General features: G+C 52.7%; 10 protein-coding genes. 6 read left to right on the top strand and 4 right to left on the bottom strand.

Annotated elements, in window-relative coordinates; genetic code table 11:
- Positions 1–178: 178 nt before the first annotated feature.
- From BM477_RS02350 to BM477_RS02340, 3 genes are read right to left on the bottom strand one after another with little or no spacing between them, the layout of a single operon-like run.
- Positions 179–2,287 carry an ABC transporter ATP-binding protein gene (locus BM477_RS02350; RefSeq protein ID WP_075361071.1) on the bottom strand — a complete coding sequence of 703 codons (2,109 nt, stop codon included), beginning with the start codon at positions 2,285–2,287 and terminating at the stop codon, positions 179–181.
- Positions 2,284–3,216, bottom strand: coding sequence for an ABC transporter permease (locus BM477_RS02345; protein WP_075361070.1), 933 nt, complete (start codon positions 3,214–3,216; stop codon positions 2,284–2,286). The genes BM477_RS02350 and BM477_RS02345 overlap by 4 nt, the downstream gene beginning before the upstream one ends.
- A gap of 4 nt (positions 3,217–3,220) precedes the next feature.
- Positions 3,221–4,201 (bottom strand): ABC transporter permease, encoded by a 981-nt coding sequence (locus tag BM477_RS02340; RefSeq protein ID WP_075361069.1) that lies wholly within the window; start codon positions 4,199–4,201, stop codon positions 3,221–3,223.
- A 333-nt stretch (positions 4,202–4,534) separates the two neighbouring features.
- Here BM477_RS02340 and typA point away from each other — a divergent pair, with 333 nt between their 5' ends.
- The 3 genes from typA (at position 4,535) to fdxA (ending at position 8,683) form a co-directional block, all read left to right on the top strand.
- Positions 4,535–6,454: a translational GTPase TypA gene (gene typA / locus BM477_RS02335; protein WP_075361068.1), complete on the top strand. Its 1,920-nt coding sequence runs from the start codon at positions 4,535–4,537 to the stop codon at positions 6,452–6,454.
- A gap of 40 nt (positions 6,455–6,494) precedes the next feature.
- Complete coding sequence (locus BM477_RS02330; RefSeq protein WP_075361067.1) at positions 6,495–8,210, top strand: VanW family protein; 1,716 nt, start codon at positions 6,495–6,497, stop codon at positions 8,208–8,210.
- A 125-nt stretch (positions 8,211–8,335) separates the two neighbouring features.
- Positions 8,336–8,683, top strand: coding sequence for a ferredoxin (gene fdxA / locus BM477_RS02325; RefSeq protein ID WP_075361066.1), 348 nt, complete (start codon positions 8,336–8,338; stop codon positions 8,681–8,683).
- Between the two features lie 55 nt (positions 8,684–8,738).
- Here the strand turns inward: fdxA and BM477_RS02320 are convergent, their stop codons facing one another.
- The gene (locus tag BM477_RS02320) at positions 8,739–9,467 is read right to left on the bottom strand and encodes a Maf family protein (protein WP_075361065.1); all 729 of its coding nucleotides are present in this window, start codon (positions 9,465–9,467) and stop codon (positions 8,739–8,741) included.
- 38 nt (positions 9,468–9,505) lie between these two features.
- Here BM477_RS02320 and BM477_RS02315 point away from each other — a divergent pair, with 38 nt between their 5' ends.
- Genes BM477_RS02315 through BM477_RS02305 form a run of 3 tightly spaced genes read left to right on the top strand, consistent with a single transcriptional unit; the run spans position 9,506 to position 12,657 of the window.
- Positions 9,506–10,579 carry an adenylate/guanylate cyclase domain-containing protein gene (locus BM477_RS02315; RefSeq protein ID WP_245792834.1) on the top strand — a complete coding sequence of 358 codons (1,074 nt, stop codon included), beginning with the start codon at positions 9,506–9,508 and terminating at the stop codon, positions 10,577–10,579.
- A gap of 49 nt (positions 10,580–10,628) precedes the next feature.
- Entirely contained in the window at positions 10,629–11,315 is a 687-nt protein-coding gene (locus BM477_RS02310; protein ID WP_075361204.1) for a response regulator transcription factor, read from the top strand.
- Between the two features lie 31 nt (positions 11,316–11,346).
- Entirely contained in the window at positions 11,347–12,657 is a 1,311-nt protein-coding gene (locus BM477_RS02305) for a sensor histidine kinase (protein WP_075361064.1), read from the top strand.
- The last annotated feature ends 41 nt before the right edge of the window (positions 12,658–12,698 follow it).

Genomic DNA, 12,698 nt, shown 5'->3' with positions numbered 1-12,698 from the left:
ATGCTCCATTTAGGATTGTGCAGCTTAAGGTAAAGAAGAGTAGCTACCAAACTCTTAGCTATCACTTTACCTGAATCTTAATGTTATTTGCTTTTTGTAAAGTCCCGAAAATCCGCCAAAATGTGTGAAAAGTTAGGATAATCACAAGTTTTGGCGTGGCCTTCAGGGGTGCTACGACTTAGGCATTAGCCTGCAAGGATTTTGACTCAGTTTTACCAATCCAGTGGCAGGCTACTTCGTGGTCTTCTCCATGGCTTACTAGCTGTGGCTCAGTAGAGTTACAGAGTGCCTGGTTGTCTGCAGGTAGCATCTTATAAAGCGGGCACCGTGCTTTGAAAGCACAGCCGGTGATTCCGTCAGCAGGGCCGGGTAAATCGCCTTCCAAGGTGATCCTCGCGCGGTCACGCTCTACGGTCGGGTCCGGGATTGGAATCGCAGACAACAGAGCCTTAGTGTAGGGGTGAAGCGGATTTTCGAAGAGCTCATCGACCTCTCCGACTTCCACGAAACGCCCTAAATACATTACGGCTACACGATGTGAAATATGCCGTACCACTGACAGGTCGTGAGCGACAAAAACATAAGACAGGCCCAGTTTGGCCCGAAGCTCATCAAGCAAGTTAATCATGCCGGCTTGGATAGATACATCCAGAGCTGAAACAGGCTCGTCAAGTACTACCACTGCCGGGTTCGAAGCCAAGGCGCGGGCAAAGCCAATCCGCTGGCGCTGGCCGCCAGAGAAAGCACCTGGGAATCGATCCACGTGGGCTGGGTCTAGACCAACCAAATCCATCAGCTCTGTGACACGCTCATTAAGGTCTCCGTCCCAACCAAGGCTGCGCAGAGGCTCCGCAATAATGTCATAGACAGTCATACGCGGATCTAGCGCGCCCATCGGATCTTGGAAGACCATTTGGATGTCGCGGCGGGCTTCCCTGCGTTCCTTACGTGACAGTGCAGAAACGTCTTTGCCGGCAAGGGTGATCTTGCCCTCAGTCAGTTCCACACCTAGATCCATGATCTGCAACAAAGTGGTGGTTTTACCACAGCCCGACTCTCCCACGATCGAAAGAGTTTCACCTTGATGGAGCTCAAAATCAATGCCATTTACGGCTCGAACTGTGCCAATTCGGCGCTTAAATATGGCTCCTTGTAAAAGCGGGAAATGCTTGTGCAAGTCTTCGACTTTCAAGACCTGTTTCCGCTCGGAGCGCGGCACTCCTGCTAAAGCCTCAACCGGCTTCGCTGGAGTGGGGTACATTGGCACTCCATCTAGCTGCTTCCGGAAGATATGTTCCTTCCTAATGCATGCAGCAGAGTGCCCCTCAGAGCGTTCCCCATGCCCAGTATCGATGGGTTCCAGATCTGGTTCTTTCACCCGGCACTCATCAACTGCAATCGGGCAGCGATCAGCGAAAGGACAGCCTGGGGGCAGGTTAATAACTAGTGGAGGGTTGCCCTCAATCGGGATGAGAGGTTCTTCCGCCCGTTGGTCTGGACGGGGGATAGCGGAAAGTAAACCAATCGTGTAGGGCATCCGCGGAGAGTCAAATAGTTCGTAGACATTTGCCTGCTCCACCGGTTTGCCCGCATACATCACCAAGACATCGTCAGCGGTGTTTGCGATCACGCCCATGTCATGGGTAATCATAATTACTGCCGCATTAGTTTCGCGTTGCGCGGTCTTGAGTACTTCCAGAATCTGCGCCTGGATAGTGACGTCCAAGGCGGTGGTGGGTTCGTCAGCAATAATCACCCTCGGATTATTTGCAATCGCCATAGCGATTACGACGCGCTGACGCATGCCCCCAGAAAATTCATGCGGGAAAGACTTAACTCGCTTGTCTGGATTGGGGATACCCACCAGATCCAAGAGCTCCACTGCACGCTTGAAAGCGTCCTTAGTGGAAATGTCTTGATGGATCTGCAAAGCTTCCACAATCTGGTCGCCCACGGTAAACACAGGGGTCAGTGAAGATAGTGGATCTTGGAAAATCATCCCGATTTCGCGGCCGCGAATCTTCGACATTTCCTCATCGGAAAGACCCAACAGTTCTGAACCGTTCAGTTTAATGGAACCGTTCACGGTCGCGGTATCTGGAAGCAGGCCCATGATAGCCAGTGAAGACACTGACTTACCTGAACCAGATTCGCCTACGATACCAAGTGAACGACCCGGCATCAGGTCGAAGTTGACGCCGCGGACGGCATCAACGCGGCCAGCTTCAGAAGGGAAGGAGACGGTCAGATCACGGACGGAGATAACGGGGGTATTAGGGTTACTCATGCTTTGCCTCCAGCAGCCGAGTTGGGGTCAAGGGCATCACGTAGGCCATCTGCGATGAAGGCGGCAGCCAGGGTGATTAAAGTCAAAGTAGCGGCTGGGAAATAGAACAGCCAAGGAGCAGAATAAAGGATATCTCCTACACCACTGAGAAGTGAACCGAGTGAAACATCGGGTTGTTTTACACCCAAGCCAAGGAAAGAATATGAGGTTTCAGCCATCACGGTAGCCTGCACGCCAAGGGTCATTTGAATAATCAAGAGCGAACCAATATTTGGGATCATGTGGCGGAAAATAATCTTCAGCCAGCCAACTCCCATATAGCGGGCGGCAGTCACGAACTCGCGTTCGCGCAAAGACATGGCCAGTGACCAAATCACACGGGCGGCACCCATCCAGCCGAAAAGCACCAAGACCAGAATCAAGAGCTGCCAAGATCCTCCTAGGGCGTTAATCAGCAAGGCAATAATCAAGAAGGCCGGCATGATTAGTAGGAAGTTAATCAGGGTTAGCATTAGTTTTTCACCCCATCGCCCGACCGGTCCAAGTGCCCCGAAATAGGCTGTTGAGGTACCTACGGCAGCGGCAATCAAAGTAGTTGAGATAGACACTGCAAAACCGATAATTAGGGATCGTCCTACGCCGTGCGCAGTCTGAGCGAAAAGGTCGTTACCCTGTGCGTTGGTGCCAAACCAGTGATTAGAGTTTGGTGGTTGACGTAAGGAGAGGAAATCTGAGTCGCTGTAATGCCAGGGGGACACCAAGGGGCCGATAATCGCAAAGAGAATCAACGCTAAGAGGATGAAGACTCCGAAAACTGCAAGTTTATTGCGTAGAAAACGGCGCGTGTAAAGAGTGGTTTTAGAAGTCGGAGCGCTCAGTTTTTTGGCAGTTTCATCTGTAGTTTTTGGCTTAGTCTGACTATTTTTCATTCTTTCAGCTCACTCTCACTCGCGGGTCCAAAGCGACCACTGCAATGTCGGCTAAGATTGCACCGATTGCGGTCATTAGCGCACCGAAAGCGGCGCTGGCAACCAGACCATGAACATCGTTTTTGGCTAGGGTTTGGATGGCATACTTACCCATGCCGTTCCAGCCGAAAATGGTTTCCGTGAGAATAGCGCCCGCGAAAATTCCAGGAACGGAGAAAGCTACCTGGGTGGCAACTGGGATCACTGAGGTGCGAAGGGCGTGCTTACGGATTGCCTGGTGCCGTTGGAGGCCTTTAGCGCGGGCGGTTCGCACGTAGTCAGCATTGATATTGTCCAACAGGAGGGAACGCTGTAGGAGATGAGTCCCCGCGAAGGAGACCAAAATCAGCGCCACTGTGGGTAAGAAAAGGTGCTGCATACTGTCAACGACTGCCCACCATCCCGAGACATTGGGAGTGCTGGATCCAGAGACGTAGAAGACGGTGGTGCCCACTGCATTGTTGAAAGCAATGCCTAACAAGACAACAAGTAGCCCTGCCACCACAATGTGGGTGTTTAGGGAGACTACAGAAACGCCTTGCCAGATTCGGTCACCCAATTTGTACTGGCGCGAAGCTGTGTAGATACCGAGGCTGATGCCAACAATGGTTGAAATGATGGTTGCGCCCAGCAAGAGACGGGCAGAAACCCACATTGAGTAGTTAATTGATTCGTTTACTGACGACCCGGTGGGCGACAATCCCCAATCCCAGTGCAGTAAAATCCCGGTCAGCCAGTTCCACCAGCGTTCCAGCAGCGGAGTTTCGGGATAAAGATTCTTTGGCTCCAGAAGGGACCGAATCTGCTCAGGGGGAATCGGTGGTTTACGTTCAGCGTAGTTCGCGCGAGGATCCAGGAACTGGGTCGCTAGGAAGTACGTAATATTCGTGGCGAAAAAGATCATGACAAGCCATGAAACAATTTTCCTTAACACGTATTTAATCACGTTGTTTTCCCTTCATTACAATACTAAATGACGGCTCGCGGCAACAAAAACCCGACCCAGACTCAAGAAAAATAGGCGGATCGTAAGGGTGTACTCACAGACCATCCAAGTCTTCATGGAGATAAAGATAATTTACCTATAAATGAATGAGCCGTCATATTTTGACTTTTTGGAGTGGTAGATTTTACTTTTTCGGGGTGTGAGTTGCACTGTATTTATCTACTTTCGCCCCGTTGCTGGGGGGCGGAGTGCGATATTCTTGGGAAAGTACTATTGAACTGAAATATAGATGATTAGCCCTTGCATAAATAGGGCGTTACGGAGATTTATTTGATGACTACTCGCTCAGATATGCGAAATGTAGCGATTGTGGCACACGTTGACCACGGTAAAACTACCTTGGTTGACGCCATGCTATGGCAGTCGGGTGCTTTTAGTGACCGTGACACGGTAGAGAAAACCGGTGAGCGCGTCATGGATTCAGGTGACCTTGAGCGAGAAAAAGGCATCACCATTTTGGCTAAGAATACGGCCGTTAAGTACAGTGGCCCGGCCGCTCAGGCTTTAGGCCTGACCGAGGGCGTCACCATTAACGTGATTGACACCCCCGGGCACGCCGATTTCGGTGGCGAGGTGGAGCGTGGCCTCTCCATGGTTGATGGTGTCGTTTTGCTGGTGGACGCCTCTGAGGGGCCGCTTCCGCAGACTCGTTTCGTGCTTCGTAAAGCTTTGCTGGCAAACCTGCCGGTAGTTCTGGTGGTCAACAAGGTTGACCGTCCGGATTCGCGGATTGCGGAGGTTGTCTCGGAAACCCAGGAGCTGCTGCTGGCGCTGGCACAGGACCTCGATAATGAGGGTCATGAGATTGATCTGGATTCGATCCTGGACATGCCGGTGATTTACGCTAGCGCTAAGGCCGGTAAGTCTTCCGCAAATATGCCAGCCGATGGTGGTGAGCCGGATGATGATTTGGAGCCTTTGTTTAAGACCATTTTGGAGCGTATTCCCGGCCCCACCTATGAGGAGGGGGCCCCGCTGCAGGCCCATGTCACCAACTTGGATGCTTCCCCTTTCTTGGGTCGTCTAGCTTTGCTTCGTATCCACAACGGTACTTTGCGTAAAGGACAGTCAGTTGGCTGGGCGCGTCACGACGGTACTACCCGCACGGTTCGGGTCTCTGAGCTTTTGCGTACCGAGGGGCTTGACCGGATGCCCGCCGAGGAAGCTCATGCCGGCGATATTGTCGCGGTCGCAGGAATTGAAGAAATCACCATTGGTGAGTCTTTGGTTGATCTGGAAGATCCCCGTCCGCTCCCGCTAATTACAGTGGACGATCCGGCTATTTCGATGACCATCGGGATTAATACCTCACCGATGGCTGGTCGCGTGAAGGGTGCTAAGGTTACGGCCCGTCAGATTAAGGACCGTTTGGATCGTGAACTGATTGGTAACGTGTCTTTGAAGGTTTTGCCTACTACCCGCCCTGACGCTTGGGAAGTCCAGGGGCGCGGTGAGTTAGCTTTGGCTATTTTGGTTGAGCAGATGCGTCGTGAGGGTTTCGAACTGACGGTGGGTAAGCCGCAGGTAGTTACCAAGGAAATTGATGGCGTTCGTCACGAGCCGATGGAACGAATCACCATTGATATTCCCGAAGAGCACATGGGTGTTGTGACGCAGCTAATGGCTGCCCGCAAAGGTCGGATGGAAACCATGTCGAATCATGGCACCGGCTGGATTCGCATGGAGTTCGTGGTGCCCGCGCGCGGCCTAATTGGTTTCCGTACCTCTTTCCTGACTGAAACCCGCGGTACCGGTATCGCCGCCTCGATCGCTGAAGGTTATGAGCCCTGGCAGGGTAGTATCGAGCGTCGTTTGACTGGTTCTTTGGTTGCTGACCGTGCCGGTCAGGCCACCCCCTACGCGATGACTCAGCTGCAAGAGCGCGGCAGTTTCATTATCCCGGCCGGCTCTGAAGTCTATGAGGGTCAGGTTGTGGGTGAAAATCCGCGCGGTGAGGATATGGACGTCAATATCACTCGCGAAAAGAAACAGACCAACATGCGTTCAGCTACGGCCGAGCAGTTTGAGAATCTGATTCCCCCACGTAAACTCACCCTCGAAGAATCCTTGGAGTTCGCGGCTGACGACGAATGCGTTGAGGTCACCCCAGATTCGGTTCGCATCCGCAAAGTTATTTTGGATGCCCAAGAGCGCTTCAAGGTGGCGGCCCGCGAGCGTCGCGCCAACAAGTAGACTGATTCTAGCGTCACTTCAAAAGGGTAGGGAGTAACTGATGAGCGAAGCTGAAAAGCAGCCTTTCTTCACCCCGCAAAGGCGTAGGATTGCGATCGTGACAGGAGTTGTGATTGCAGTTCTGCTGGGCACTTTCGTGGTGCTGCAGGCAATCGTGGCTGATAAGGTCCCTGCCGGCACAACCGTGCTGGGTAAAGATATCTCCCACCTGTCCTCCACTGAAGCAACCACCGTGATTGAGCAGGCTTTTCAAGCTAGCCTCACTCAACCCATTACTGTGCAGGCAGAAGATCAGTCAGCTCAGGTGACAGCTCAAGAGCTTGGGATTGAGCTGGACGCTCAGGAACTAGTCTCTTCTCTCACCGGTTTTACGCTGAACCCGGCCCGCCTTTGGCATAATTTCTTTGGTGGGCAGGCAGTAGAGTTAAGCCCGAAGATGGCACCGCAAGCACGTGATGATGCAATGCGGAAACTGTCTGCTGAGCTTGACCGTGAGCCGACTAATGCTGCAGTGAACTTCGCTGACACCACGGCAAATGTGACTCCTTCCAGCCCGGGCATTACGGTGCAGGTAGAGGGTACCTCCGACGCGGTCGTGAGAGCATGGTCTATGGGTGCCGCTACAGTAGAAGCCGTCTACGAATCCGTCACTCCGGAGGTCGCGACCGCACAGGCCGAGGAAGCCGCAGAGACCGCTCGCAAGCTAGTAGAGGCACCGCTGACATTTGAAGCCGCGGACCAGTCAGGCTCCCTTGAAGGTAAAGAGATCGCCGCCGTAACCACTTTCGATGTGGAAAATGGCGCTTTGAAGATGAACACTGACTGGGAGAAGCTAGCCGCAGTTTTGGGCAGCAAAGTAGCACAGTGGGCGCAACCCGCGAAGGATGCCAAGATTTACATCAAAGACTCCAAGCCGGTGATTGAGCCTTCTGCTCAGGGCGTCGGAGTGGTTGGCGATAAGCTGGCCGCTGCGGTTGAAGCTGCATTGGCCAGCCCGGAGCGTACCGCCACACTGGAACTTTCCGTGACGAAGCCAGCTTTGACTACTGAGCAGGCGAATCAGCTGGGCATTAAAGAGATCGTTAGTGAGTTTTCCACCCCGCATAATAGCAACCGTGACCGCAACGCCAACCTCGCTTTAGGCATGAAAAATATTTCGAATGTGCTGATTAAGCCCGGTGAGGAGTTCTCCCTCGAAAAAGCACTTGGCCCGGTTACTGCTGAAGCCGGTTTCCGCTCTTCCGGTGTTTTGGTGCAAGGACGTCATGAGCAGGCTCTAGGTGGCGGTCTTTCTCAGGTGTGTGTAACCACATTGAATGCAGCTTTCTTCGCTGGCTATGACATCACTGAGCATAAACCGCATTCTCGTTACTTTAACCGCTACCCGATGGGGCGTGAGTGTACTTTGTGGACTGGAGTGCACGATCTCAAATTTACGAACAACACCCCTTACGGAATGATGTTCCAAGGCTGGCTTTCAGGCGGTCGCGTACACGTGCGAGTTTGGTCTACCAAATACTGGAACGTGGAGACCACTACTTCTGGCAAGATGGGGATTACCCCTGCCAAGGTTGTGCATAATCCCAACGCAAACTGTCATGCGTACCCGCCTGGGAATGCTGGTTTCTCCGTTCGGGTGACACGTAAAACCACGCATGGAGATAAGACCGGGAAGCCAATCAACTGGTCGTGGAGATACCAGCCTGATAACGGGGTAGTATGCGATAAGGACAAACTGGAAAAACCTGAAGGCTAGAGGCGTGATTGTTTTCCAAGTCGCGCGTGAGGTTTGCAACGCTATCGCTGGCAGCTAATGAGCCAGTGAGCCAACCGCATTCCTTCCGCGTAAGATGATGAGCAGAGAATCCTCAGGAGGAAGAAATGACTTATGTGATTGCTCAGCCCTGCGTCGATGTGAAAGATAGGGCCTGTGTTGCGGAGTGTCCGGTCGATTGCATCTATGAAGGTGAGCGCACTCTATATATTCATCCTGATGAGTGCGTGGACTGTGGCGCTTGTGAGCCGGTCTGTCCAACTATAGCAATCTTCTATGAGGATGATGTCCCCGATAAGTGGGAAGATTACACTCGCGCCAACGCAGAGTTTTTCTCCGAAATCGGATCACCTGGTGGGGCTAGCATGACTGGGGTTTTGGATTTCGATGATCCGATGATCGCTGCTTTGCCGCCGCAAAACCAGGACTGGAAAGACGAAAACAACTACCAGTAACCGAGTAGTTAACTATTTGGGGTCGACGGGTCGCTCTTTGCGCCCGTAGGCCCCTTTAGTTTGCCGTCCAGAGATCAGTCCAGTTGGCTCCTTCACTGTTGAGAATGCGCCGCAGGAGGGGGAGGGATATTCCGACGACTGAGTGGTAGTCTCCCTCGACCCGATCAATGAAGGCGCCACCTAAGCCGTCTACGGTGAAGGAACCAGCCACATGCAGGGGCTCCGGGGTGTTCAGGTAGCGCTCCAGGTCCGCATCGGTTGGGTTTCCGAAATGGACGAGGGTGGTTTCGGTGGCAGAGATGGACACGAAGTTAGTTCCCACGGTGCGTAAATAGTGGGGTGAAACTGTTGCATCGTCTGGCGCATCGGCGGGATTAAGCTGTTGCAGCAGGGCGGGATTGAAAATAACGCAATGGCCGGTGTGTAGTTGACCTTCGCTGTTTCGCATGGCTTGCCAGCGCTGGCGGGCGATTTCTTTCCGGTGCGGTTTGCCGATCAGTTCTCCCTCGATCTCCAGCATGGTGTCCGCACCAATCACAATAGTTGGGGAGGTGCTGTCAGCTAGCTTTAGTTCTCGGTAGACTTCTTGCGCTTTCGCTGTGGCTAACGCCATCACGATACCGGGGTAGGATTCACCGGTGTGGGCGGCTTGGACGGCGTCCTCGTCCACTTCAGAAACTTTAACTTGCGGCTCGATTCCAGCAGATCTTAAGGTTTCAAGTCGAGCAGGCGACTGTGAAGCCAAAATCGTGGTAATCTGCAAACCCTGTGTTTTTTGTGCCATAAAATACATTTTAGTCCTACGATATAAGAGTGAGCGAAATGAACCCTAGGGAAGTTCCCGAATTTGATTCTAATCGGTGGGCTGGTGCGGAGTCGGATGAAATCCGTGACTCCACTATTGACCGGCTGCGTAAGCGGATGATTGGGGGAAATCCTCAATACACGCAAAGCCAGCTGGCGGAGCTTGCCGGGGTGAGTGAGCAGGACGCAAAGGACTTCTGGCGGGCGATGGGTTTTCGTAACCTTGACGCAGATGCTGTGACTTTCACAGACCTAGACGTACAGATTCTGCGTGCCAGTGACACTTTGGTGTCTTCCGGTGAGCTGGATGGGTCGGCTCTAATTTCTTTGCTTCGGGCAGAGTCGCAGACAGCAAACCGGTTGGCTTTATGGCAGCTGGAAACCTTGGTAGAGGCCAATATTCGCGCCCACGCGATTGATGATACCTCTGCCCGCTTGGTGGCTTTGGATCAGATTCAGCGGATTTATCTGTTGCTTGAGGAACAAACCCTTTACGCGTGGCGAAGGCACATGTGTGAGCTGTTGGAGCGGACCGCTAACCAGTACGCTTTGCGGTATCGTCACGAGATTGCTCCGGATGAGTATCCTCTGCGCCGAGCCTTGGGATTCGCTGACATGGTTTCTTACACTTCAACGACGAGGCATTTAGGTGCCGCGGGACTGTCACGATTGATTCAAAAATTTGAGTATATTTCCCGTGACGTGATTACTTCCCGTGGTGCGCGTATCGTCAAGACGATTGGTGACGCTGTCCTCTACATTGCAGATGATGCGGAAACTGCTACGGATGTGGTGTGTGCTTTGGTGGAGCGTTTCGCGGAGGAGACTGAAGTGCTGCCGGTGCGCGCGTCACTGGTAGATGGTTTTGTGGTGTCTCGTTCGGGTGACGTGTTTGGTCCTCCCGTAAACTTGGCTTCCCGTTTGGTTGACCAAGCCGGACACGGTGAAATTTTTACCGATGCTGGCACTGCCGAGTTGATAAAGACTGCCGCTTGGGGTAAAAAGTATGAGGTTTCTCCGCGCGGAACCGTGGAATTGCAAGGCCTCGGTGAGGTGCCGACCTTTGCTTTGAAGCGGAATAGTGCGGAATAATAGTAAGTAAAGTTAGCGTAAAGAAAGTTTATGGTCTATCATGGGTTCTGTGAGTAAAGTACTTTTGGTAGAGGATGATTCAGCCATCCGCGATCCCTTGGCAAGAGCCTTAGGGCGTGAAGGTTACGAAGTTGTAGTCCACGAAACTGGCGCGGGCGCCTTGGAGGCTGTTGACAACTGTGATGTTGTCGTTTTGGACTTGGGGTTACCTGATATGGAGGGGCTGGATGTGGCTCGCCGGATTCGGGCTCGTGGGCTGCAGATGCCGATTCTAATCTTGACCGCCCGGGCTGAAGAAGTCGATATGGTAGTTGGCTTGGATGCTGGTGCGGATGACTATGTAACTAAGCCTTTCCGATTGGCTGAGCTGATGGCTCGTGTGCGTGCTTTGTTGCGGCGTTCAGTTGCCGAGGGTGTCTCCAGTAGTGATTTGACTGCGCAGGATGTGCGGGTAGATTTGTCCGCACATAGGGCCTTCCGTAGTGGGGTAGAGCTCCAGCTGACCGCTAAAGAGTTTGATTTGTTGGCAACGCTAGTCGGCGAAGCTGGCAATGTGGTTTCCCGTGAGACTTTGATGCGTAAGGTTTGGGGTACCGATCCGAATAGTTCTTCTAAGACCTTGGATATGCATATTTCTTGGCTGCGTCGAAAGTTGGATGACGATGCCGGGCATCCTCGCTATATTGCGACAGTGCGCGGTATGGGTTTCCGTTTTGAAGCTGCTGCGGACGCCTGACACTGTCGCTTTGTAGAGCGCTTAAACCTCAATGCATAAGCTGTCTATTCGCGCCACCGTAACTGCCGTCATGGTGGCAGTCCTTCTGATTGCTCTGCCCGGAGCTATTCTGGGTTCATTCATGCTGTGGGAAAACGATAAGGCTGCTTTCGATACACGGGTCGCAACCATTGCAAAGAGTATCGCGAATTCGCGGGGTGGTTTGGAACTGCAGGACGACATCGTTTTACAGACTTGGCTTTCGGATTCTCATCCGCCCCTTGATAGCATTTCTCTGGAGCGTCGTAACGGCAAAGATGTGCATGTTGGGCAGAGTCCAGATAGTCTGAAAATGGTTTCCATTGCCCGGATTGATCCTTTCACTAATTTAGTGGTGGAGCGTTCTGCTATGGACACGGTGGGGAAGATTATTCAGCTGCTGTTCGCGGTTTCTATCACGGTTGCCGTTGCTTTGGTGATCGGTTATTTGATTGCTCGAAAGGCAGCCCGTGAGATTTCGGCGCCCTTGGTGTTTTTGGCTGCTCAGGCGGAGCAGATTTCCTCTGGTCAGCTTCGTGGGGCCCCAAATAAATCAGGGATTGAAGAGATTGATCTGGTGCAGGCTGAGCTGCAACGCAGCTCTGAGAGAATGGCGGAGCGGATTGCTTCTGAACGACAGTTCTCCCGTGATGTTTCCCATCAGATTCGCACTCCCTTAACTGCGTTGCTGCTGCGTCTGGAAGAGCTAGAGTACCTCAGTGATGATCCGGAAATTATAGAGGGAGCGAAGGCTTCTATCTCCCAGGTGGAGCGTTTGAAAGACATTATTGACGTGCTGCTGTCTCAAGCGCAGAGTCGTCGCGGAGGTACTGCTCAGTCCCTATCGATTTTGGAGATTTTCTCTCCCTTACAGGAAGAGTGGGAAGAGGTGTTTAAGCGTGCGGGTCGCGAACTGTTGTTTCAGGATGATTCCACCGGCAACGTGATGGCTACTCCGGCTGCTTTGAGTCAGGTTTTGGCTACTTTGCTGGAGAACTCGTTGAAATATGGCGAGGGGACTACCCGCGTGAGCGCTCGAGGGGGAATCACTGGCGGATTCACCGTTGAGGTTGCTGACGAGGGCGAGGGAATGAGCGACGAAATCGCTGAGATGGTATTCGAGAAGGGTTTCTCCGGTCAAGGATCAACCGGCTTGGGATTGGGGATCGCCAAGGACTTAATTCATTCTGATGGTGGTTCATTGGAGCTTACAAGACGGCGCCCTCCAGTCTTCACTATTTCTTTGCAGGCAGCGACGTTTACCAAAGAAGCGCCAAGGGATGCAGTTATCGCAGTCGGCCGTAGACGTTCCCGGATGAGCTGATTCCCTTTTAAGTTCTCGGCCGTAGAGACTAGCAGTCTGAG

This window comes from Boudabousia marimammalium, assembly GCF_001936115.1.
GTDB lineage: Bacteria > Actinomycetota > Actinomycetes > Actinomycetales > Actinomycetaceae > Boudabousia > Boudabousia marimammalium.
Note: the sequence above shows the minus strand (reverse complement) of the source record. Positions and strands in the feature narration are given on the sequence as shown.